Source organism: Corallococcus macrosporus DSM 14697, from assembly GCF_002305895.1.
Taxonomy (GTDB): Bacteria; Myxococcota; Myxococcia; order Myxococcales; family Myxococcaceae; genus Myxococcus; species Myxococcus macrosporus.
In genome coordinates this window covers 1225602-1248364 of record NZ_CP022203.1, presented here as the reverse complement: position 1 = coordinate 1248364, position 22763 = coordinate 1225602, and the positions used below count along the sequence as shown (strand labels likewise).

Genomic DNA, 22763 nt, shown 5'->3' with positions numbered 1-22763 from the left:
ATGGAGCGCCGAAGCAAGGGCCTGACGCTGCTGGAGGTCATGGTCGTGGTGGCCCTGGTCGGCCTCTTCGCCACCGTCTCCGTGGCCAGCTTCCAGGGCATGACGGAGCGCCAGCGCGTCAGCGGCGCGCAGCGCGAGCTGGTGATGATGCTGCAGGAGGCCCGCCAGAAGGCGCGCGCGACGCATCAACCGGTGCGGCTGGGCCTGCGCGTCGCGGAGGAGCACGGCGTCCAGGTGACGCGCCTGCGCTGGGAGGCGCTGGCCTGTGAAGACACCTGGGGCACCGTCTGCCCCACCGCCGCGTGCCAGGACAACGCCTGCGGCGTCAGCGGCTGCGTGTGCCCGGAGGTGGGGCCGGAGCTCGTCATCCCGCCCAGGCTCGACGTGTCGCTGCTGGTGGGCCTGTGCTGGATGGAGGCCACCGACGGGAACTCCCCCATCGTCGCGCCCGCGGCGCCGGGTGGGCGGGCCTGCGAGCCGGCCGCCGACGCGCCGCCAACGGAGCGGTTGGTCCTCCTGCGCGACCACGGCACACCCGAGGCGCCGGACTGGAAGCCGGAGCTGGTGTTCCAGGCGGACCGGCTGACGGCGGCCGTACGCCCCGTGGACTGCGACAAGCACGCCTCCACACCAGGCTGCCAGTAGGCGGCGGAAACGCCGCCGTCACGCGTGCGAACGGGCCGCTTCGGCGTATGCTCGGGGGCCCGGGCCTGGCATGGCCCGGCGTGCCATCCTCGAGGAGCCCCCGACGATGATGAAGCGGTTCGTCCTGGTCCTGAGCCTGACGCTGGCCACCGGCGCCCACGCGGAGACCGTGGCCGACGTGTGGAAGGCGAAGTGCGCGATGTGCCACGGCGCTGACGGCAAGGCCCAGACGAAGATGGGCCAGAAGGCGTCCATCGGCGACATGAGCCGGCCTGACTGGCAGAAGGCCCGCGCCGACGCCGAACTCCGCGAGGTGATCGCCGAAGGCGCCCCACGGAACCGCATGATGAAGCCCTTCAAGGACAAGCTCACCCCAGCACAGATTGACGCACTGGTGGGGTACATCCGCACCTTCAAGGCGCCGTCGGGCCCTTGAATATCCGTTCGCGGCCGCGCGTCCTCCCCCTCAGAGAAACGGAGCCCCCCATGAAGAACCTCACTGTCGCCGTTGTCTTCTGCCTCTCCATGGCCAGCCTGTTCACCTCCCTGCGCGCGGACGCGCTGTCGTCGGTGCACATCGAGCAGGGGCTCTCCGCCGCGCAGCCGCTGTCCCTCCGCCCCCAGGGGGACGACAAGGGCAGCGGTGACGACAAGGGCGGAAAGGGCGGCGAGGAGGACGAGGAGGACTACCGCAAGCGCCGCTACGCCGGGCTGTCCCAGCAGGCCGCGCTGGAGCTGGTGGACCCGGGCGCCCTGACGGACGTCATCCGCCTCCAGGCCGCCGTGAAGTTCGGCCAGCGCTGAGGGGCCCGCCAGCCAGGCGTCACGCGCTCTTGCCCGGCGGCCCTCCCAGCGGCCGGGTGACGCGAGGCAGCGTCACGGAGAAGCAGGTCCCTGTCTCCACCGAAGACGCCACGTCCAGCCAGCCGCCGTGCGCCGTCACGATTTGCGACACGATGTAGAGCCCCAACCCCAGGCCCTGGTGCTTCGGCTTCGGCTTGCCCGGCTCGGGGGGCATCCCGTGGAAGGGGGAGAAGAGGCGCGTGCGCAAGGCCTCGGGGATGGGCGGCCCGCCGTTGTGGACCTCCACCCGCTGGAAGAGGGGGTCCTTCGCGGCCAGCCGCACCTGCACCGGGCTGCCCTCCGGGCTGTGCTGGAGGGCGTTGCCCAGCAGGTTCGACAGCACCTGCCCCAGGCGCTCCTCGTCCCAGACGCCGCGTGACTCGCCGTCCACCTCCAGCCGGACGCTGCACTCCGGGTGCGCGGGCTCCAGCTCGGAGATGATGCGGCGGCACACGTCCTCCATGCACACCTCGTGCGGACGCAGCGGGATGCCGCCGGCCATCCGGGCGCGCGTGAAGTCGAGCAACTGTTTCACCAGCCGCGCCATCCGCTCCGCGCTCCCGTCGATACGGGCCACCACGCGCCGGACCTCCGGCGGCAGCGTGTCGCGCGCCAGCAGCGCCGCGGAGGACAGCCGCACCGCCGCCAGCGGGTTGCCCAAATCATGTCCCAGCACGCCGATGAAGCGCTCCTGGAAGCGCGCCTCCTCCTCGCGCTCCAGCTCCTGACGGCGGCGCGCGGTGACGTCCCGGCAGATGGCGAAGAGGCCGTACACGGTGCCGTCGCCCCGGCGCAGCACGCCCTTCGTGGTGTGCCAGATGCGGTCCGTGCCCGGGCCGCCCTCCGCGCCCTCGTAGGTGGCCGTCTGTCCGGAGTCCATCACCTCGCGGTCATGCGCCAGCGTCGGCGCGGCCCTGTCCGCGCCCAGGAGCTCCGCGTCCGTGCGGCCGAGGATGTCGCGCGGCGCCCGGTGGAAGGCGCTCGCGGTGGCGGGATTGATGAGGATGTACCGGCCCGCCACGTCCTTCACGTAGATGGCGTCGGTGGCGCTCTCGATGACGGCGTGCAGCAGGTCATGGTCCCGCCGGAGGGCCTCCTCCGCGGCCATGCGCTCGGTAAGGTCCTCCAGGAAGAGCACCACGCCGTCGTCACACGGCGACACGCGGGCCAGCAACCACATGGTGCCCAGGGGCGACTGCCGGGACACCCGCGCGACCTCCGGCGCCCGGCGTGTCACCGCCTGGACACACGCGCTGAAGAGGCCGCCGTCCCAGACCCACGGCGCTTCCTCCAACAGCCGGTTGTTCACCAGACTGCCCTCTTCTCCGCCGAGCCAGCGCTCCGCCTGCACGTTGGCGGAGACGCACTCGAAATCCACGATGCCGCCGGCCGCGGAGCGCACGCTCCGCAGGACGACCACCGCCTCGGAGAGAGGTTCATCCCCCTCGGTGCTCAGGCACCTGTTGACTCCACGGCCAGATGACATGTCGGCGTGGCCCCCGATGCTGCCGTTGTCGTTCAACCTACCCCCGCAGCAGGGGCTGCGGCCAACCGGTCCCCGGGGTGGCTGAACAGTATTCGAGCTAACCAGAACTTCCGTTTTCTCCTGTTTCGTTCGACACCGGCCGCGCTCCGTCGTTGACCTGACAGGATGAGACTCCTAATTACCCCGGGGCCCTCAGGGTCCACTCATGGACACTCCCTTCACACAGACGCAGGACGGCGGCGCGGCGGGCGACCCCTTCGCCCAGGTGGTTGATGGACTTCGGGCGGGGCAGCGCGTCCGGACACAGGGGCTCAAGGGCGCCGCGCGCGGGCACGTGCTCGCCCGCCTGCATGGCGCGCTGAAGGCGCCGCTGGTCTGCGTGGCGGTGGACGAGGAGGCGGCCGACGCGCTCGCCGCCGACCTGTCCTTCTTCCTGGGCGGCCAGGGCAGCCTGCTGGCGCCGCGCGTGCTGCGGCTGCCCGCGGACGAGGTGCTGCCCTACGACGAGGTGTCTCCCGACGCGGCGGCCGTCACCGAGCGGCTGGGCGCGCTCTATCACCTGGGCCAGGGCACGCGCTTCCCGGCGCTGGTGCTGTCGGTGCGCGCGCTGCACCGCAAGGTGCTGCCGCTGGAGGTGATGCGCGCGCTGGCCGCGCGGGTGACGGTGGGCCAGGACTTCGACCGGGACTCGCTGGCGCGCCGGCTGGTGCGCATGGGCTACCAGAACAGCCCGCTGGTGGAGGACGTGGGCACCTTCAGCGTGCGCGGCGACCTGCTGGACGTCTTCAGCCCGCTCTACGACAAGCCCGTCCGCCTGGAGTTCTTCGGCGACACCATCGAGTCCATCCGCGCCTTCGACCCGCAGTCCCAGCGCACCGTGGACGCGCTGAAGGAAGTGGACCTGGTGCCCGCGCGCGAGGTGCTGCTCACCGACGAGACGCGCCCGCGCGCCGAGTCCGCCGCCCGCGCGGTGGCCGACCGCATCAACCTGCCCACCATCAAGCTGCGCGAGCACCTGGACGCCCTGCGCGAGGGCCTGCCCGGCTTCGGCCTGGAGGGCCTGCTGCCCGGCTTCTTCGAGGGCGGGCTGGCCACGCTGTTCGACTTCCTGCGCGACTGGAGCCCCGAGGCGCCCGTCCTCTACCTGGATGACCCGCTGGGACAGGAGCGCGCGGCGGACACGCTGTGGGAGGAGCTGGAGCGTTCGCACAGCGCGGCCGAGGCCCGGCAGGAGCTCATCTGCCCGCCCGGGGAGCACTTCCTCTCCCGCGAGGACGTGGGCCAGCGGCTGCAGGGGTTCCGCGTGCTGGAGGGCGGCGGCCTGTCGCTGGCGCAGACGGAGCGCCCGCCGGTGCACTTCAGCTTCGGCGGCACCCAGGATTTGCGCGAGGCCATCCTCGCGCACCACGGCGAGGAGGGCGCGCTGTCCCCGCTGGTGGAGCGGCTGGAGCGCTGGCGCGAGCTGCGCGTGGCCTGCGTGGTGGCGTGCGGCACGCTGAGCCAGGCGGACCGGCTGAAGCGGCTGCTGATGGACCGCAACGTGGTGGTGAAGGTCCACACGGAGCCGCTGGAGGACGCCACGTCGCTGTACGAGCCGTCCATCCGCGCGCACCTCTTCACGGGCGAGGTGAGCCACGGCTTCGTGGATGGGCCGGGCGGCCTGGCGGTGCTGGCGGACGAGGAGATTTTCGGCGTGCGCGCGCGCCGCAGGCCTCGGCGCAGCAAGAAGCTGGACGCGTTCGGCGCGGGCTTCGGGGACCTGAAGGAAGGAGACCTCATCGTCCACACCGACTTCGGCATCGGCCGCTATGCGGGCCTGACGAAGATGGAGGTCAACGGCGTGCCCGGGGACTTCCTCATCCTGGAGTACGCGGGCCGGGACAAAATCTACCTGCCGGTGGGCCGCATGCGGCTCATCCAGAAGTTCTCCGGCGGCGACCCGTCGCAGGTGCAGCTCGACAAGCTGGGCACCACGAGCTGGGAGAAGACGAAGAAGCGCGTCAAGGAGCAGCTCCTCAAGATGGCGGCGGAGCTCCTCCAGATTGCCGCCGCGCGCAAGGCGCACCCGGGCCACGCCTTCAGCGCGCCGGACCGGTACTTCGCCCAGTTCGAGGCGGACTTCGAGTTCGAGGAGACGCCGGACCAGGCCAAGGCGATTGAGGACGTGCTGGCGGACATGCAGAAGGCCGAGCCCATGGACCGGCTCGTCTGCGGCGACGTGGGCTACGGCAAGACGGAGGTGGCCATGCGCGCCGCCTTCAAGGCCGCGCTGGACCGCAAGCAGGTGGCGGTGCTGGTGCCCACCACCGTGCTGGCGCAGCAGCACTTCCTCTCCTTCAAGAAGCGCTTCAAGGACTACCCCGTCACGGTGGAGGTCATCTCCGGCCTGAAGAAGGCGCCGGAGGTGCGGGAGGTCCTCAAGCGCGCCAAGGAGGGCAAGGTCGACATCCTCATCGGCACGCACAAGCTGCTGGGCGGCGAGGTGGCCTTCAAGGACCTGGGCCTGATGATTGTCGACGAGGAGCAGCGCTTCGGCGTGAAGCAGAAGGAGTCGCTGAAGAAGTGGCGCTCCCAGATTGACGTGCTGACGCTGACGGCCACGCCCATCCCCCGCACGCTGCACATGAGCATGTCCGGCGTGCGCGACATGAGCATCATCGCCACGCCGCCGCAGGACCGCCGGGCCATCCGCACCTTCGTCATGAAGTACGAGGACCAGGTGGTGAAGGAGGCGATTGAACGCGAGGTGGCGCGCGGCGGTCAGGTGTTCTTCGTCCACAACCGCGTGGAGTCGCTGCCGTCCATCGAGACGCAGCTCCGCGCGCTGGTCCCCCAGGTCACCATCGGCGTGGCGCACGGGCAGATGGGCGAGGGGCAGTTGGAGAAGGTGATGCTGGCCTTCACGGAGAAGAAGTACCAGGTGCTGCTGTGCACCAGCATCATCGAGAGCGGCATCGACATCTCCAGCGCCAACACGATGATTGTGAACCGCGCGGACCAGTTCGGCCTGGCGCAGCTCTACCAGCTCCGGGGCCGCGTGGGCCGCTCCAAGGAGCGCGCGTACGCGTACCTGCTGGTGCCGTCACGGCGCGCGGTGACGAAGGACGCGCAGCGGCGCCTGGAGGTGCTCCAGAACTTCACCGAGCTGGGCGCGGGATTCTCCATCGCCAGCCACGACTTGGAGATTCGCGGCGCGGGCAACCTGCTGGGCGACAAGCAGTCGGGCGCCATCGCCGAGATTGGCTTCGACATGTACGCGCAGCTCCTGGAGGAGGCCGTCGCGGAGATGCAGGGCCAGCCGCCCAAGGTGCAGATTGAACCGGACGTCACGCTGCCCATGCCGGCGCTCATCCCGGATGACTACGTCAGCGACGTCCACCAGCGGCTCGTCTTCTACAAGCGCTTCAGCCAGGCCAGCCACCCGGACGAAGTCACGGACCTGCGCGCGGAGCTGGTGGACCGCTACGGCGAGGCCCCCGACGAGGTGGACCACCTGTCCGAGCTGACGCTGCTGAAAATCGACATGCGCGATCTGCGCCTGCGCGGGCTGGAGGTGGGCACCACCCGGCTGGTGGTGACGCTGGGCGCGGACGCGCTGCTGGATGGCCCCAAGGTCGCGGGGCTGGTGCAGCGCTCCAAGGGCGTCTACCGGCTCACCCCGGACATGAAGCTCATCGCCCGCGCGCCGCAGGGGGCCAGCGGCCACGACCTCATCGCCGAGGCCAAGAAGGTGCTCAGGGACTTGAGCCACTGCGCCCTGCCGCAGGCGTAGGCGCGAGCCTCGGCGGTCCTTCGCCGCCGGGAGCTCGCGCCAGGGCGCGGTTGCCTCTGCCCGAGCGAGGCCAGGCAGCGGACAACCCGCCACCGTCAACGCCGGACTGCAACATGCGCGCGGCGCGGGGCCACGGCGGCGCGCCCCTGGCCGCCACGGGGGAGCAGGCCCCGTGGCTTCACACCTGCCACGTACCAGGTGAGGCGCTCGCGGGCTCAGCGTCCGCCGCAGAAGTGGGCCACGGCGCGCGCCAGGACGGCCTCGCAGCGCACCAGATCCTCCACCGGGACGTACTCACCCGTCTGGTGCGCCACGCGGATGTCGCCGGGGCCGAACACCACCGCCTCCGCGCCCAGCTCCGTCATCTGCGGCGCCTCCGTGCCGAAGGACACCGTCTCCGGTGCGTTGCCGCTGGCCTCGGCGAGGAAGCGCACCACCTCCGCGTCCGCGCGCGTATTCACCCCGCGGTCCGTGCGCACCACCTGGATGTGCGCCTCGAAGGCGGGCTCATCCCGCACCAGCTCCTGGCGGATGGTCTCCAGGAGCTGAGACACGCGCTCCGGCGGCTGACCGGGGATGGGCCGCCACTCCACGACGAAGCGGCAGGCGCCGGGGATGACATTCTTGGCCTTGCCGCCCTGGATGACGCCCACGTTGACGGTGGTGAAGGGCGGCTGGAAGCCCTCGTCGCGGTCCTCCCGCAGCACCGTCAGCGCCAGGTGCTCCAGGCGCTGGAGGAAGCGCCCCGCGCGGAAGATGGCCGACGCGCCCGAGTCCGGATACGCGCTGTGCCCTTCCTTCCCCCGCACCTCCACCTCCGCCAGGCAGTAGCCCTTGTTGGCGCGCACCGGGATGAGGCGCGTGGGCTCGCCGACAATCGCGTGCCGCGCGCGGCCCAGGCCGGCCTCCACCAGCTTCTTGGCCCCCGTCAGGCCGACCTCCTCGTCGGCGGTGAGGACCACCATCAGCGGGGCATTCAAGTCCCTGGCGTTCAGCGCCGCGTGCAGCGCGCAGGCGATGAAGCCCTTGGTGTCACACGCGCCGCGCGCGTAGAGCCGCCCGTCCTTCTCCGTGAGCCGCAGCGCGTCCGTCCAGGCCGCGTCATACGGCACACAGTCGGAGTGCCCCACCAGGGCCAGCGCGGCGCGGCCGGAGCCGGTGCCGCCCTTCACCGCGATGAGGTTCACCTTCTCCACGCCCGCGTCGTCCGTGAACTTCTGGCGCTCCGCGCTGAAGCCCGCGGCCTCCAGGCGCGCCTGCGCGTAGTCGATGAGCGGAGCGTTGGGGCGGAAGGACGTGGTGTCCATCGCCACCAACTCCGTCAGGGTGGCCCGCAGCGCGGGCAGCGTGTCACTCATGGGTAAGACCTCCGGGGACGGTCATGCCACGGCACGCCAGCCCCCGGAAGGCCCTTCCCTCCCCCAAGTCCACTCAGCGAACGACGGCCAGCCTGGGCACGGGCGCCTCCATCGGAGACAGCGACTTGTCCCCCGCGCCCGGCCGTCCCAGGCCCTTGTGCACCGCCGGCGCCGCCGCGTTCACCGCCCCCACGTAGAAGACGCCGTGGTAGCCGTCGCCGTTGGTGCCGCCCCAGGTGTGCACGAAGAAACGGTCGCCGTTGTCCCGGCCCTTCGTCTCACGGATGCCGCAGTCCAGCGTGTCCTTCACACCCTTGCCGTCCACCGCGCAAATCCACGCCGAGCCGCTGTTGTACGCCATGTCCAGCGACACCACGCTGTCCAGCGCGTCCTTCAGCAACAGCCCCATCGGCTTGAAGGACGTGTCCCACGGCAGCCCCTTCCGGGTGCGCGAGTGGATGTTTCCCGACAGGATGACGTGGAAGCGCCTGGGGCCCGACTCCACCTGGTGCCGCACCGTCGCCGCCATCGCGTCCTCGCGCGCCTGCCCCTGCATCGTCGGGTAGTCGAACACGAAGAGGTCCACGTCCAGCCCACGCGCGCGCAACTGGCGCAACTGCTCCAGCAGGTTCGCCACCGCCTCGCTGCTGCGCCCATCCGGGTACGGGCTGCGCCAGAACGGCGCCTCCATCAGCTTCAGCCAGTCAGCCTCCGTCCCAGCGCTGTCCAGGAACGCCGACACGCGCGTCTGGCTCTCCAGCGGCAGCTCCAGCCCCACCGTCACCGGCGTGCCCGCCACCGCCGTCTGGCAGGACGTCTGCGCCACGAAGCGCGGCACCTCGTGCGTGCCGTGCATCTCCCCCAGCAGCAGCACCCCGCCCGGCTTCACCTGCTTGCCCAGGCCCAGAATCGGCAGGCCGCATTCGAAGTCCATCGCCGTCGAGCCCCCCTTCGCATTCGGGGCCACCGCCACCTGCACCGGCTTGGGCGCGTTCTCCTCCTTCATCAGCTTCGGCGAGATGGAGCGGAACACCCGCCACTCCATGACGAGGTCCCGTGAGCCCTGCCCCGAGCCCGCGAAGAAGGAGTTCTCCCCCTGGGGCGTGTCGAACCGGTCCTCGAAGTCCTCCACGCTGAGTCCCGGTTCGGCGGCGACAGAGCCGGTGCCGGCGTTGACATCAATTTGATTCTGGCTGCCAGGCCCCAATCCAACAGCGCGCGTGACGCCCCAATCAATCTCCCGGCCCGGAGGGCTCAGCGCCGTACTGGAGCTCTTGGTGATGCGGATGATCCACAGCTTGCTCGTCGTCGGCGTCTCGCGCTTTCCCAGCACCATGTACCGGTGCCAGAAGCTCGAAATCTTCGAGCCGCCGAACTCCTGGCGCCAGTCCGTCTCCAGCACCAGGCTCCCCTCGTCCTCCTTGTAGGGCAGCTTGTTCTCCGTGAAGAACCGCCGCACCTCCGGCCAGACCTCTTCCAGGGGCCGCTCGTAGATGGCCTCCCCATCCGGGATGAACAAGTCGCTGTAGGTGCTTCCCTGCCGGGCCGCACACCCCACCTGGAAACACATCAACGTCACCACCGCGAACCACGTCGCGCGCATCGACCCCTCCGGGAATCAACTCCCGGAGGAGAAACGCGTCATGCCGCAATGACATATCGACGAGGAACCGCCCCGCTCAGGCGTACAGTGCGCGCGACAACGCCTGGAAGGCGCGGCCACTCTCTTCCGCGAGCGCATGTCGGCCTTCGCGGACGACCTCGCGCCCGCCCACCACCACGTCGCGCACCGCCGCCTTCTCCGCGCCCAGCACGATTGCGGGCAACAGTGACGCCGGCAGCGCCCCCACGAGCGACGGATGATGCAGGTCTACTGTGAAGAAGTCCGCGGGCGCCCCTGCCTCCAGGACGCCGGTGGGCAGCCCCAGGCTCCGCGCGCCGTCCACGGTGGCCATGCCCAGGAGCCGCGCCGCCAGCCCGTCCATGGCGCCCGTGCCCGGGTCCAACACAGCGCGCCGCAGCCGCGCCAGCCGCAGGTGCCCTTCCACCTGCCGGGCCTCGTCCAGCAGGTCCACCGTCGCCTGACTGTCCGACCCCAGGCTGATGCGGGCCCCCGCCTTCACCAGCGCATCCGCGGGGACGATGCCGTCCCCCAGGTTCCGCTCCGTGGAAGGACACGCGCACACCGTGGCCTGCGCCCGGCCCAGCAGGGCCACCTCCTCGTCCGTCAGGTGGACGCCGTGCACCGCCGTGAAGCCCGGCCCCAGCAGGCCCAGGTCCGACAGCAGCTCCACCGGCCTGCGGCCGTGCTCCGCCAGACAGGCTTCAATCTCCTTCGGCTGCTCCGCCACATGCATATGGACGGGCAGGCTCCGCACGGACGAGCCCGCGAGCGCCGCCAGCCACTCCCGCGTCACCGCGCGCACGCTGTGCGGGGCGAGCCCCACGCTGACCGCCGTGTCGGAGCGCACCTCGCGAACCAGCGCCTCCGCCGAGCCGAGGAACGTCTCCACGTCCGGGTCGATGAACCGCCGCTGCCGCGGATTGGCCGCCACACCGAAGCCCGCACGGGCGTACCCCACGCGCAGCAGACAGATGCGCAGCCCTACGTCCCGCGCGGCGCGAATCACCGCGTGCGCCAACGTGTTGCGGTCCGCGTACGGCGCCCCGTCCACCTGATGGTGGATGTAGTGGAACTCCCCCACGGTGGTGATGCCCGCTAACGCCATCTCCAGGAAGGCCTGCCGCGAGGCGACGTAGAGGTCCTCGGGACTCAGCGACTCGGCGGCGCGATACATCGCCTCGCGCCAGCTCCAGAAGTCGTCCGCCTCCCGGCCGAATGCCACGTACTCCGTGCGCCCGCGGATGAGCCGCTGGAACGCGTGGGAGTGCCCGTTGACGAGCCCCGGCAGCAAGGCCCGCCCCGGCAGCGGAACAGTGCGCGCGCCCTCGGGCACGGCGTCCGGCGCCAGGATGTGACCATCAGCGCTGACCGCGAGGCCGCGCCCTTCGTGGAACCGGCCGCCCGTATAGAGGTACTCCGGCTGATAGACGGTGATGTCGCTCACGCGGGCAACTTACGACACCGTCACGGGGCGCGCAGCAGTCGCTGCGCGCCCCGTGTCACGCCAGCCGTCAATGCGACGCGAGCATTGGCGTCGGGTCTTCCTTTGGCGCACCGGAGTTGTCTCCCGCACCCGGGCGTCCCAGGCCCTTGTGCACCGCCGGCGCCGCCGCGTTCACCGCCCCCACGTAGAAGACGCCGTGGTAGCCGTCGCCGTTGGTGCCGCCCCAGGTGTGCACGAAGAAACGGTCGCCGTTGTCCCGGCCCTTCGCCTCACGGATGCCGCAGTCCAGCTTGTCCTTCACACCCTTGCCGTCCACCGCGCAAATCCACGCCGACCCGCTGTTGTACGCCATGTCCAGCGACACCACGCTGTCCAGCGCGTCCTTCAGCAACAGCCCCATCGGCTTGAAGGACTCGTCCCACGGCAGGCCCTTCCGGGTGCGCGAGTGGATGTTGCCCGACAGGATGACGTGGAAGCGCTTGGGGCCCGACTCCACCTGGTGCCGCACCGTCGCCGCCATCGCGTCCTCTCGCGCTTGCCCCTGCATCGTCGGGTAGTCGAACACGAAGAGGTCCACGTCCAGCCCACGCGCGCGCAACTGGCGCAACTGCTCCAGCAGGTTCGCCACCGCCTCGCTGCTGCGCCCATCCGGATACGGGCTGCGCCAGAACGGCGCCTCCATCAGCTTCAGCCAGTCAGCCTCCGTCCCAGCGCTGTCCAGGAACGCCGACACGCGCGTCTGGCTCTCCAGCGGCAGCTCCAGCCCCACCGTCACCGGCGTGCCCGCCACCGCCGTCTGGCAGGACGTCTGCGCCACGAAGCGCGGCACCTCGTGCGTGCCGTGCATCTCTCCCAGCAGCAGCACCCCGCCCGGCTTCACCTGCTTGCCCAGGCCCAGAATCGGCAGGCCGCATTCGAAGTCCATCGCCGACGTGTCCCCCTTCGCATTCGGGGCCGCCGCCACCTGCACCGGCTTGGGCGCGTTCTCCTCCTTCATCAGCTTCGGCGAGATGGAGCGGAACACCCGCCACTCCATCACCAGGTCCCGCGAGCCCTGCCCCGAGCCCGCGAAGAAGGAGTTCTCCCCCTGGGGCGCGTCCATGCGGTCTTCCCAGTCCTCCACGCTGAGAATTGGATTCGTTGCAACAGAGCCACTTCCCGTATCCAGCCGGCTACTCGCCGCCCGGTCCGCCCTGGACGTTCCTACAATTCGGCTGGTGCCCCAATCAATCTCCCGTCCTGGAGGGCTCAGCGCCGTACTGGAGCTCTTGGTGATGCGGATGATCCACAGCTTGCTCGTCGTCGGCGTCTCGCGCTTCCCCAGCACCATGTACCGGTGCCAGAAGCTCGAAATCTTCGAGCCTCCGAACTCCTGGCGCCAGTCCGTCTCCAGCACCAGGCTCCCCTTGTCCTCCTTGTAGGGCAGCTTGTTCTCCGTGAAGAACCGCCGCACCTCCGGCCAGACCTCTTCCAGGGGCCGCTCGTAGATGGCCTCCCCATCCGGGATGAACAAGTCACTGTAGGTGCTTCCCTGCCGGGCCGCACACCCCACCTGGAAACACATCAACGTCACCACCGCGAACCACGCCGCGCGCATCAACCCCTCCAAGAATCGATACTCGAGGAGTGAACGCAGCGCGCCTCAATAACATATCGCTGAAGCGTCGCAGCGGAGGCGTACAGCGTGCGCGACAACGTCTGGGACGCGAGGGAGCGTGATGACGCAAACGCCACGGGGCGCGCAGCAGCCGCCGCGCGCCCCGTGCAATGCCCGACGTCAATGCGACGCGAGCATTGGCGTCGGGTCTTCCTTTGGCGCACCGGAGCTGTCTCCCGCGCCCGGGCGGCCCAGGCCCTTGTGCACCGCCGGCACCGCCGCGCTCACCGGGCCCACGTAGAAGACGCCGTGGTAGCCGTCGTCATTGGTGCCGCCCCACGTATGCACGAAGAAGCGGTCGCCGTTGTCCCGGCCCTTCGCCTCGCGGATGCCGCAGTCCAGCTTGTCCTTCACGCCCTTGCTGTCCACTGCGCAAATCCACGCCGACCCGCTGTTGTACGCCATGTCCAGCGACACCACGCTGTCCAGCGCGTCCTTCAGCGACAGGCCCATGGGCTTGAAGGACTCATCCCAGGGCAGGCCCTTCGTCGTGCGCGAATGGATGTTGCCCGACAGGATGACGTGGAAGCGCCTGGGGCCCGACTCCACCTGGTGCCGCACCGTGGCCGCCATCGCGTCCTCACGCGCCTGCCCCTGGGACTTCGGGTGGTCGAAGACGAAGAGGTCCACGTCCAGGCCGCGCGAGCGGAGCTGCCGCAGTTGCTCCAGCAGGTTCGCCACCGCCTCGCTGCTGCGCCCGTCCGGGTACGGGCTGCGCCAGAACGGCGCCTCCATCAGCTTCAGCCAGTCAGCCTCCGCGCCCGCGCTGTCCAGGAAGGTGTCGATTCGCGTCTGGCTCTCCAGCGGCAGCTCCAGCCCCACCGTCACCGGCGTTCCCGCCACCGCCGTCTGGCAGGACGTCTGCGCCACGAAGCGCGGCACCTCCTGCGTGCCGTGCATCTCCCCCAGCAGCAGCACCCCGCCCGGCTTCACCTGCTTGCCCAGGCCCAGAATCGGCAGGCCGCATTCGAAGTCCGTGGCCGCCACGCTCCCCTTCGCGTTGGGCGCCATGGCCACCTGCACCGGCCTGGGCGCGTTCTCCTCCTTCATCAGCTTGGGCGAGATGGAGCGGAACACCCGCCACTCCATCACCAGGTCCCGCGAGCCCTGGCCGGACTCCGCGAAGAAGGAGTTCTCCCCAATCGGAGCGTCCAGGTAGTCCTCGTAGTCCTCGGGGGAGAGCCCCGGGACGGCCACGTCCCCCCCGCCGTTGCCGACGACCCGGGCCACGCCCCAGTCCAGCTCACGGCCCGGGGGCGCCAGCGCCTTGTTCCGGCTCTTCGTGATGCGGATGATCCACAGCTTGCTGGTCGTCGGCGTCTCGCGCTTCCCCAGCACCATGTAGCGGTGGAAGAAGCCAGACACCTTCGAGCCGCCGAACTCCTGGCGCCAGTCCGTCTCCAGGACCATGCTGCCCCGGTCCTCGCGGTAGGGCAGGTTGGCCTCCGTGAAGTACTTCCGGACCTCCGGCCACAGCTCCTCCAGGGGCCGCTCGTAGACGGCCTCCCCATCCGGGATGAAGAGGTCGCTATAGGTATTGCCCTGATGGGCGGCACAGCCGGTCAGCAGGGCCGCCAACACGGCCGCCGCATAGAGCGCAGAGCGCATTCGTCCCGTCTCCTCGTAAAGCCCCAGCCGGAGCGTAAACGAGCGTGTGACGGGGACATATCGGCCCGGGAGGGCGGCTCAGGCGGGGGCCTCGGAGCCTTCCGCCGCGGCGGCGCGTGCCTGCTCCCAGGGGCGCGTCCGGACGGCCTCGCGGATCCACGTCATGTGGCGCCGCTCGTCCTCCCGGTGCTTCTCGATGAGCGCCCGCACGTCCGGACGCCAGTGGAAGCGCAGGGCCACGTCGTAGGCCCGGTTGGAGAACTCCTCGTTGCCGAGCATGGCCACCAGCGCGGCCTCGGTGCCCATCATGCTGGACATCGCCGTCAGGCCCACCATCGCCGTTCCCTTGAGGTCCAGGCGCAGCTCCAGCGGCGTCCCGCCCGCCTCGTGGATGAGGGCGTTCAGGTCCTGCACGTGCCGGACGTGGTCGATGCGGAACCCGTTGAGCCGCTCGCGAACCAACGGTTCCGGAATCCGGGCCAGGGCTGCGTCGTAGGCACCCACGGCGTCCGCATCGAGCTGGGCCAGGCTGCGCAGCCGGGCCACTTCGGATTTGTCGGCCATGTCGAACTCCTGCGCTAAGGGGCTCGGGCAATGTGAGAAGGATGTTCCCGCAAACCAACCCGCCTCCGGGCCGCGCTGGCCGCCCGCCCCCGGAGCAGGCGGGCGGCCAGGGCCTGGCCTCAAGCGTGCGCGGCGCCAGAGGGCGCGCGTGGCCGCGAGGCCCGCTTGTGGCGCGCGGCCCGGCGGTGCTTGAGGACAATCACCGCCCCCAGCACCGCGCTCAGCAGCATCAGCGCGTTCGTCACCACGAACACCCAGTTGCCGACCTGCCAGCTATAGAGCGTGAACCCCACGGAGGCTGTCATCTGCCCCACGAAGAGCCACTTGGACACACCCTCGCTCGAACCTGACTTCCACTGCTTGTAGACCTGCGTGGCAATGGTCAACAGCAGGACGAACGAACTGAACCACCCCAGGGCTTCGGCCCCCATGCACCCTCCTGGCCAGAGAGGATGTGCATGCGCCCTGTCGGGTGCAGCACGCCCGTCACCCCGCCGGACCGGCCACCGCCTTCAGCCCGTCCGCGCGGCCGCCTCGCGGTGCCGGGCAATCCACGCCCGCGCCTCCTCGGCCGAGTCCACGTAGGCCGTGTCCAGCCGCGTCCCGCCGCTCAGCATGGCGCCCACCATGAGGCTCTTGGTGGTGGCCTTCTGCTCCATGGCCGCGCCGATGTAGACGACGCCCAGGAACCAGCCGGCCTTCGCGTGCTCCACCAGGTAGCGGCGTGACTCAGGGCTGAGGTGCGAGCCGGTGATGTCCGCGGCCAGGTAGAAGCGCTGCGTGTCCGCCAGCTCCCGGTAGACGCCGCACGACCAGACCGACGTCTCCAGGGAGACGGCGCCGCGGAAGCGCGCCCAGAGGATGTCCGGCGCCTCGAACCACGCCTGCTGCTCGCCGTGACGCCACTCCCGCTTCAGGCTCATGGTCCTCCCACGCTGAGACAGGCGCCAGGATAGCCCCGGCCCCAGCGTGGACCCAACAGCCTCCGGGTGCGCCTGCCGTCAGAAGCCCAGCGGCAGCAGGAAGGCCGTGCCGTTCTGCGTCCCCGTCCGGTAGCTGCGCGGCGCGCCGATGACGAGCATCGGCGGCGAGCCGCCACTGCCCGGCATCAGCGACAGGGCCTGCCCCAGCGCCGAGCGCTCCGAACCATCCCCCACCACCATGAGGAACGGCGAAAGCGCGCCTTCCTGGCCAACACCGCCAGCATAGAGGAACACCGCGCCGCCGCCGTCGGACGCCTCGGAGGCGCCTGGCGCGCTCACCAGCAGGTCGGGGACGTTGTCTCCCGTGAGGTCCGTGCCGCCCACCAGCCGCGCGCCGAAGTTCACCGCGCGGTGGCGGTGGACCAGGACCACGGGGTCGAGCCCGTCGCCCAGCGCGCCCACCACCAGCGGCGAGCCCGCGGGGAGCGACCGCATCCTGTTCACCAGCACCGCCTTGTCGAAGAGCAGCACCACCGGCTGCGTCACGCCGTTGAAGGGGACGCTGGTGGCGCTGATGGCCACGAAGTCGCGCGAGTCGCCCAGGAAGCGGCCCGCCCGCGTCATGCCCAGGCCCAGGCCCATGTTGGTGAGCTGCGCCTCGCTGTCACCCGCGATGCGCCACAGGGTGGCCGTCCGGCGCCCGCCGCAGCGCGAGCCGCCCGCGTCGAAGCCCGGCAGGATGGCCACACCCGACCGGGAGCCCTCCGCGTAGCGCCAGGCCAGCTCGTCACAGCCGTCGCTGTCGAGGTCGCCCAGCGACACCGGCATGGACGTCTGGAGGTCCATGGAGGGCATCGTGTAGACGGAGTCACACACCATGCTCAGCTTCGCCAGCGACGCGTCCTCCGGCGCGCGGCCCAGGAAGACCTCCATGCCGTCGTTGCGCAAGAGGCCCACGTCCTCGCGGCCATCGCCGTTCAGGTCGAACCCGCCCACCACGCCGCGCCCGATGCCGGTGCGCCGGCACTTCGCGTCCGTCTCCGGCTCGCAGTCCTTGATTTGATACGGGGCGAAGAGCCGGTACGCCGGCTTGAAGCTGCCGTCCGTCTGCCCCAGCGACACCAGCGCGCCGCCCACGCTCTGGGTGCCGCTGGTGACGCACGCGGCGGGCACCGAGGTGTACGTGTTGTTGAGCTCGTTGTTCGAGCTCGTGCTGCCCGTGCCCGGCACGTAGAAGTTGGACGCGCCCACCACCATGTCCGGCCGCCCGTCGCCGTTGAAGTCGGAGAAGGCCACGTCCACGCCCACGTTGCGGCCCGCGTGGTGCGGCGAGGGCATGCCCTCCGCCACCACGGTGGCCTGCGTGGGCGCCATCACGTCATGCACGTAGGCGCGGCCAATGGACAGGGCGTTGCCGTCGTTGCTGGTGCCGGGGCCAGACCAGCCCGGCGCGCCCGTGAGCACCAGCGGGCGGCCCTGGGGGCCCTGGGCAATCGCCACCGCCTCGCCGAAGCGCTCCACGCTCGGCTTCGCCGGAACCCGGACGCTGGTGCGCGTCCACTCCGCCACCGACGCGCCCTGACGCTGGTACAGCTCCACGCTGCCGGTGAAGGCGCCCTGCTCCGACGAGGCGCGGCCCGCGAAGGCCACCAGCGACGGGCTGGCCGCGGGGCCCCACGTCGCCAGGCCGGCGCCCAGCGTGTCCGCCGCCGCCGTGCCGTTGATGGCCGTCAGCGGCCGGTTGAGGACGGCGCCCGGCTGGAGCGTCGCCAGGGAATGGACGAGGATCTTGCCGCTCAAGCGGAGCGTGCCGTTCCCCACCCCCGACGGCGCGGACGAATAGGGCGCGCCCAGGAGCAGCTCCAGTCCCGGCTCGCCGTCCACGTCCATCACCGCCCAGCTCCGGCCCGCGTTGATGCCGCCGGCCTCGCCGTAGAGGCGGGCGAAGGCGTCCTCGCGCTTCACCTGGGGCGGCCGCTGGGCAGGCTCGCCCGTGGCGGCGTAGCCCGACAAGTCGAAGAGCAGCGCGCCGCCCGCGTCATTGCCGGACTGCAGCCCTCCGCTGGAGCGCAGGTCCGGCGAGTCCGCCCGGTCCGCCACCGCCAGCAGCAGCGCCGGCCGCGTGCCCTCCGCGGGGATGACGCCCAGCCGCCAGGTGCCCTCGTTGCTGTCGGCCGTGTTGGCCGGCAGCACGTACACGTCCGGCGAGGCCCGGAAGCGCGCGCCCTCCGCGCGCGCCAGGAAGACGGAGATGGCCACCTGCGAGCCCGACACCGCGCCCGACGCGTTGTAGCGGGACACCTTGCTCAGCGCCGCCAGGTCCACCAGGCCGTCGCCGTTGACGTCGCCCGTCACCAGCGCGCGGCCCAGCTCGGAGTTGCTGCGCGACACCAGGGCGCCGTCCGGCGTCAAGTCCCAGCCGCCCAGCCGCACCGTCGGGACGTCCGGCACCGGCGAGCTCCGCGTGGACGCGTAGATGTCCACCGTGCCGCGGTTGCGGATGGCGTTGGTGGGGGCCAGGTCGCCCAGCGGCGAGCCCACCACCACGTCCAGGTCGCCGTCGCCCTCGAAGTCCGCGATGGCCATGCCCGAGCCGAACGCCGCGTTGCGCAGCAGGCCGGTGAGCTGCTGCCGCAGCGGCGCCGGGGCGCCACTCCGGAAGGTGTAGAGGTACACGGCGCCGGCGTTGGTGAGGGCCACGTCCGCGCCCGGCGAGGACACCAGCAGCTCCGCGCGCCCGTCTCCATCCAGGTCCCCCGCGGCCAGCGCGTCACCGAACTGCGCCGTCTCCGTGGCGCCGGTGAGCACCCACGTGGGCTCCGCCGGCAGGCCGCCGCTGCCCCCCTTGAAGATGAACACCGCGCCGCCCGTCGGCTGGTTCAGGTCGCTCTCGCGCTGCCCCACCGCCAGGTCCAGCTGGCCGTCGCCGTCGAAGTCCGCCGTCACCAGGGTGGCCACGTCGGACAGCCGGCCGTGCGCCAGCACGGGCCGCGTCAGCTCGTCCAGCACGCGCACCGACACCCGCGCCGTGTCCCCCGTGAAGGGGTCCGCCGCGTTGAGCACCGCCACGCCGGTGGCGCCGGGCTCGAAGGTGAGCCGGCCACCGGCCAGCGTCCCGGGGCCGGACTCCTTCGTCCACGTCACGCGGTCACTGCCACCGCGCGTGGCCAGCGGCACGGAGGCCCCCGAGGGCACGGCGAGGAAGGCCGGCGCGCCCGTCAGCCGGGCGCTCTCGCGGACCTCGTACTGGAGCACCGCCTCGTCACCCGACTGGGTGTCGCGCACGGTGATGACGTCCAGGCCCTCGCGCGTGCCGGCCGTGTAGCGCCCCGCGGGCGTCAGCGTGGCGCCGGAGCCGTCGGCCGTCAGCAGGTAGTTGGCCGAGCCCAGCACGCCGTCGGTGGCCACCTGGAAGGAGGTGCCCGGCCGCAGCTCCGCGCGCGCGGGCGCGACGTTGAACGTCGCCGCCACGGAGACCTGCGCGGTGGCGCTCACGCCCGGACAGCGCGCGTCCTCCACCACCAGCGTGTCCGTGCCCGGCGTGCGCCCCGTCAGGAAGCGGCTGCCCACCAGCTCACCCGAGGAGCCTCCCGGCTCCAGCCGGTAGGTGTAGTGGCCGCTGCCACCGGTGGCCTCCAGGGCCACGGGGCTCGACACGCGCACCCGCGAGGGCTGCGCGGTGAGCGTCAGCGCGGCCAGGCCCGTGCACGGGTCCGTCTGGGGAGGCTCCGCCACGCGGGCGGGCTCCGGCGCATCCGAGCACGCCGCGGCGAGGAGCGCGAGGAGGGGGGCCGCGCGGGACAGTCGGGTCATGTCAGGTACCTCGGGGGAGACTGCGCGTGGCTTCAGGGCCTGGCGCCAGAGGCGGCCCAGCGCTGGATGCGGGAGATGAGCTCGGGGTCCATGGGACCGTCAGCGGGCATCCGCTGGTCTCTCACGGCCGCGGTGATGATGGGGGCGTTGGCCCGCCACAGCTCGTAGCTGTCGAGCGAGCGCGCCGCGCTGGAGGTGTTGTGGCAGTTGCGGCACCGCGCCTCGTGGATGGGGCGGATGTCCTGGTCCCAGCTCAGCGGCCCCGACACCAGGGGCGCATAGTCGAACGGCACCGAGCGCCGCGCCTCCGAGCCGTCCTCGTAGCGCGCCACCACGGACAGGGCGTAGCGGCCCGCCTCCAGCGCGGCGAAGGAGTAGGCCCGGTGCGTGCCGTCGGCCTCCAGGCCGCCCAGGCTGTAGTCCGGCCCCTCGGTGGGAATCTCCGAGCTGCCCAGCGAGTAGACGACGCTCGTGGGCGCCGGGCCCGGCGGCATCACCGCGCGCACCACCAGCCCGTCATTCACGAGCTGCATGCCCTGGTAGAGCCCCTGGAGGCGCGGCACCAGCACGTGGCTCAGCGCGACGGACGCGCCGCCCTGCTGGGCCCACACGGTGCCGCTCTCGTCCGCCGCCAGGAAGTGGAAGTCACCGGCGCCGGCGTCCGTGGCCACGCGCCAGAGGTCCGCGTCCGCGTCGAACTGGAGCAGCGCGCCGTCCGCCCTGGCCCACAGGAAGCGGCCCGCGCCCATCAACTGCCGCGGCTGCTGTGGCAGCTCCACGCGGCGCCAGCCGTTCCGGCCCGCGCGCAGCAGGGCCTTGCTGGTGAGCACCCACAGCTCACCGGCGGTGCCCACCGCGGGCCCGATGCCCGCCAGGGCCTGGAGCGTCTCGCCCTCCGCCAGCGGCGCGCTCGGCGTGAGCACGCGGTAGTTCGTGGTGCTGAGGGCCGCCGCGACGCTCAGCCCGCCTTCGTGCAGGAACCACACGCCCGGCAGGTTCTCCGGCGAGGGCGCCGCCGCCAGCGAGGTGATGCCCGTCACCGACGCGCCGTCCACCTTCAGCTCGGCCAGCGTGCCTTCCTGGAGGCGGAACAGGCCGCGCGTGTGCGCCAGCCACACCGCGCCGTCCGCGGACTGCGCGGTGGCGATGACGCCCTGCCCCAGCGCGTCGCGCCACGGCGGCGCGATGAGCCAGCCGGACTCCGCCAGGAAGAGCCCGGTCTGCGTCTCCACCAGGGCGCTGTGGGGCCCCAGCCGGAAGACGCCGAGGATGCCCCCCGCCGCCACCGCGTTGCCCGGGTGCGGCTCCAGCGCCCCCAGCGTGCCGTCCAGCCGCAGCCGGACGAGCTCGCGGGAGGCCGTGGCGAAGACGCCGCCGCCCGCCTGGTCCGCGAAGCCGGAGACCGGCGCCAGGGCCGTGATGGCCGGGACCTGGGCCGGCTGGAACGGCGTCGGCTCGGGCTTGTCGAGCGGGAGCGAGCCGTCCTCCCCGCATGCCCCCAGGACGACGAGCGAGAGCAGGGAGAGGACGGCGGAGGCGGAAGCCCTCGAATGGATGCGCATGCGGATGGACGGCTCGGGCTCAGGCGAGGATGGGGCGCAGCGGCTCGACGCGGGTGATGCTGTAGTCCAGCCCGGCGGACGCCAGCACCGTGGCGATGACGTGCTCGGGGAGGATGTTCTCGCCGTTCGGGTCCGACGCGCCGGTGCGCAGGTCGAAGGTGCCCGGCGCCATGCCAATGTCGCCGCTGCGGCCGAAGACGAAGTTGTGCTTGATGCCGGCGCCCATCAGCAGCGCGGAGTTGCTCAGGTGGTGGTCACGGCCACCGGAGCTGTTGATGAGCGGCGTGCGGGAGAACTCGGAGAACACCATGATGGTGGTGTGGTCCATGAACTTGCCACCCGCAGGGTGGTCGCTCTCGCGCAGGTCCTTCACCAGCATGGCCAGGGCGTCGAAGCCGCGGCGCTGGTTGCTGGCCTGCGTGAGCTGGCTGCCGAAGTGCGTGTCCAGGCCGCCCGTGAGGTTGATGGTGACGCACTGGGCAATGCCCTTCTTCAGCGCGGTGGCCACCGTGGCGGCGCGGCCGCGCTCGCCGTTCACGTCGTTGAGGTTGTTCAGGTTGTACTTCGTGCGGATGACCTTCATCTCCGGGCCGTGCGGCTGGTTCTCCGCCGCGAGGAAGTCGAACGACTTGTCCAGGCCCTGGGACTGGATGAGCCGCATCTGCTCCTGGCTGTTGGCGTAGGTGGTGCCCACCCCGCGCGCGCCGTAGGCCGCCTGCTCGCAGTTGACGGGCTGGCCGCGGAAGTCGAGGAGCTGCTTCTCGATTTCGCTGTCCAGCGCGTCGGCGCTGCCCTTCAGCGTCAGAATCAGGTCGTCCCGCCGGCTGACGCGCAGCGCGTTGGCGTAGCCGCCGTACCGGTCGTTGTACGACTCCACGTTGTAGGAGATGGAGGCGATGGGCACGCGCGGCTTCATCTGCCCCACGATTTCCGTCGCCGTGGAGGAGCCGCGGGCCGCGCTGCCAATGGGCATCTTCCCGGTGAGGAAGTAGCGGTAGCCCACCTCGTGGCCCAGCGTGTTCATGTTGATGCCGCGCACCACGGTCATCAGGTCGTAGTGTTTGGCCAGCTCGTTGCCCACCGCGGGCCCGAAGTCGATGTTGGACCGGCCCACGCCCGGCAGCTCCGCGGGGATGAGGGGACGGGCCTCGAAGCTGGCGTTGTTGATCTGGTCGTAGCCGGGGAGGATTTTCGTCTCCGAGGCCCGCTCCGCGGTGAACTCGGTCGGGTCCCGGGGGTCGAAGGCCAGGAGCTGGTCCCACCCCCCGTTGAAGTAGACGAAGACGAAGCAGCGGTCCGCGGGCGCCAGGTCCGTCGCCTGGGCGAAGGCGCGGAAGGGCAGGCCCCCCAGCAGGGTGGAGCCCATGAAGCCGGCGGTGGCCTTGAGGAAGGTGCGGCGCCCGTGGGCGCAGCCCTGGGAGCAATTCTCGTCGTGGCGGTTCTTCTTCATCGCGGTCACTCCGA

Annotated in this window: 16 protein-coding genes; 4 read left to right on the top strand and 12 right to left on the bottom strand. The window is 71.2% G+C overall.

The genetic code is table 11. The features are described from left to right. From MYMAC_RS05240 to MYMAC_RS05230, 3 genes are all read left to right on the top strand, one after another. Positions 1-645, top strand: coding sequence for a pilus assembly FimT family protein (locus MYMAC_RS05240; protein WP_095957289.1), 645 nt, complete (start codon positions 1-3; stop codon positions 643-645). Between the two features lie 106 nt (positions 646-751). Beyond that, positions 752-1081, top strand: coding sequence for a c-type cytochrome (locus MYMAC_RS05235; protein WP_013935814.1), 330 nt, complete (start codon positions 752-754; stop codon positions 1079-1081). A gap of 50 nt (positions 1082-1131) precedes the next feature. Then, the gene (locus MYMAC_RS05230) at positions 1132-1449 is read left to right on the top strand and encodes a hypothetical protein (protein WP_013935815.1); all 318 of its coding nucleotides are present in this window, start codon (positions 1132-1134) and stop codon (positions 1447-1449) included. 19 nt (positions 1450-1468) lie between these two features. Here MYMAC_RS05230 and MYMAC_RS05225 read toward each other — a convergent pair whose 3' ends face one another. After that, positions 1469-2908, bottom strand: coding sequence for a sensor histidine kinase (locus MYMAC_RS05225; protein ID WP_095957288.1), 1440 nt, complete (start codon positions 2906-2908; stop codon positions 1469-1471). 271 nt (positions 2909-3179) lie between these two features. Here MYMAC_RS05225 and mfd point away from each other — a divergent pair, with 271 nt between their 5' ends. Continuing rightward, positions 3180-6746 (top strand): transcription-repair coupling factor, encoded by a 3567-nt coding sequence (mfd, locus tag MYMAC_RS05220; RefSeq protein ID WP_095957287.1) that lies wholly within the window; start codon positions 3180-3182, stop codon positions 6744-6746. Between the two features lie 215 nt (positions 6747-6961). Here mfd and argE read toward each other — a convergent pair whose 3' ends face one another. The 11 genes from argE to MYMAC_RS05165 all read right to left on the bottom strand — a co-directional run bounded on the left by argE (position 6962) and on the right by MYMAC_RS05165 (position 22749). After that, positions 6962-8104, bottom strand: coding sequence for an acetylornithine deacetylase (gene argE / locus MYMAC_RS05215; RefSeq protein ID WP_095957286.1), 1143 nt, complete (start codon positions 8102-8104; stop codon positions 6962-6964). A gap of 73 nt (positions 8105-8177) precedes the next feature. Continuing rightward, a complete protein-coding gene (locus tag MYMAC_RS05210) occupies positions 8178-9707 on the bottom strand; it encodes a TraB/GumN family protein (RefSeq protein ID WP_095957285.1) in 1530 nt (509 codons plus the stop codon). A gap of 76 nt (positions 9708-9783) precedes the next feature. After that, complete coding sequence (hutF, locus tag MYMAC_RS05205; RefSeq protein ID WP_013935822.1) at positions 9784-11172, bottom strand: formimidoylglutamate deiminase; 1389 nt, start codon at positions 11170-11172, stop codon at positions 9784-9786. Between the two features lie 67 nt (positions 11173-11239). Then, positions 11240-12769 carry a TraB/GumN family protein gene (locus tag MYMAC_RS05200; protein ID WP_095957284.1) on the bottom strand — a complete coding sequence of 510 codons (1530 nt, stop codon included), beginning with the start codon at positions 12767-12769 and terminating at the stop codon, positions 11240-11242. A 180-nt stretch (positions 12770-12949) separates the two neighbouring features. Continuing rightward, entirely contained in the window at positions 12950-14437 is a 1488-nt protein-coding gene (locus tag MYMAC_RS05195) for a hypothetical protein (protein ID WP_095957283.1), read from the bottom strand. Between the two features lie 78 nt (positions 14438-14515). Beyond that, positions 14516-15001: a ferritin-like domain-containing protein gene (locus MYMAC_RS05190; protein WP_013935825.1), complete on the bottom strand. Its 486-nt coding sequence runs from the start codon at positions 14999-15001 to the stop codon at positions 14516-14518. Between the two features lie 119 nt (positions 15002-15120). Next, entirely contained in the window at positions 15121-15432 is a 312-nt protein-coding gene (locus MYMAC_RS05185; RefSeq protein ID WP_013935826.1) for a PQ-loop repeat-containing protein, read from the bottom strand. A gap of 81 nt (positions 15433-15513) precedes the next feature. Then, on the bottom strand, positions 15514-15924 hold the full coding sequence (locus MYMAC_RS05180) for a hypothetical protein (protein ID WP_095957282.1): 411 nt from the start codon (positions 15922-15924) through the stop codon (positions 15514-15516). 78 nt (positions 15925-16002) lie between these two features. Then, positions 16003-19737, bottom strand: coding sequence for an FG-GAP-like repeat-containing protein (locus tag MYMAC_RS05175; RefSeq protein ID WP_095957281.1), 3735 nt, complete (start codon positions 19735-19737; stop codon positions 16003-16005). A 32-nt stretch (positions 19738-19769) separates the two neighbouring features. Further along, the gene (locus tag MYMAC_RS05170) at positions 19770-21299 is read right to left on the bottom strand and encodes a hypothetical protein (protein WP_095957280.1); all 1530 of its coding nucleotides are present in this window, start codon (positions 21297-21299) and stop codon (positions 19770-19772) included. Between the two features lie 19 nt (positions 21300-21318). Continuing rightward, complete coding sequence (locus MYMAC_RS05165) at positions 21319-22749, bottom strand: DUF1501 domain-containing protein (RefSeq protein WP_013935830.1); 1431 nt, start codon at positions 22747-22749, stop codon at positions 21319-21321. Between the last annotated feature and the right edge of the window lie 14 nt (positions 22750-22763).

Bases quoted from the DNA above. Each gene is read 5' to 3' on its own strand.
- MYMAC_RS05240 (WP_095957289.1), top strand. From the start codon at position 1: ATGGAGCGCCGAAGCAAGGGCCTGACGCTGCTGGAGGTCATGGTCGTG.
- MYMAC_RS05235 (WP_013935814.1), top strand. From the start codon at position 752: ATGATGAAGCGGTTCGTCCTGGTCCTGAGCCTGACGCTGGCCACCGGC.
- MYMAC_RS05230 (WP_013935815.1), top strand. From the start codon at position 1,132: ATGAAGAACCTCACTGTCGCCGTTGTCTTCTGCCTCTCCATGGCCAGC.
- mfd (WP_095957287.1), top strand. From the start codon at position 3,180: ATGGACACTCCCTTCACACAGACGCAGGACGGCGGCGCGGCGGGCGAC.
- argE (WP_095957286.1), bottom strand. From the start codon at position 8,104: ATGAGTGACACGCTGCCCGCGCTGCGGGCCACCCTGACGGAGTTGGTG.
- MYMAC_RS05210 (WP_095957285.1), bottom strand. From the start codon at position 9,707: ATGCGCGCGACGTGGTTCGCGGTGGTGACGTTGATGTGTTTCCAGGTG.
- MYMAC_RS05200 (WP_095957284.1), bottom strand. From the start codon at position 12,769: ATGCGCGCGGCGTGGTTCGCGGTGGTGACGTTGATGTGTTTCCAGGTG.
- MYMAC_RS05195 (WP_095957283.1), bottom strand. From the start codon at position 14,437: ATGCGCTCTGCGCTCTATGCGGCGGCCGTGTTGGCGGCCCTGCTGACC.
- MYMAC_RS05190 (WP_013935825.1), bottom strand. From the start codon at position 15,001: ATGGCCGACAAATCCGAAGTGGCCCGGCTGCGCAGCCTGGCCCAGCTC.
- MYMAC_RS05185 (WP_013935826.1), bottom strand. From the start codon at position 15,432: ATGGGGGCCGAAGCCCTGGGGTGGTTCAGTTCGTTCGTCCTGCTGTTG.
- MYMAC_RS05180 (WP_095957282.1), bottom strand. From the start codon at position 15,924: ATGAGCCTGAAGCGGGAGTGGCGTCACGGCGAGCAGCAGGCGTGGTTC.
- MYMAC_RS05175 (WP_095957281.1), bottom strand. From the start codon at position 19,737: ATGACCCGACTGTCCCGCGCGGCCCCCCTCCTCGCGCTCCTCGCCGCG.
- MYMAC_RS05170 (WP_095957280.1), bottom strand. From the start codon at position 21,299: ATGCGCATCCATTCGAGGGCTTCCGCCTCCGCCGTCCTCTCCCTGCTC.
- MYMAC_RS05165 (WP_013935830.1), bottom strand. From the start codon at position 22,749: ATGAAGAAGAACCGCCACGACGAGAATTGCTCCCAGGGCTGCGCCCAC.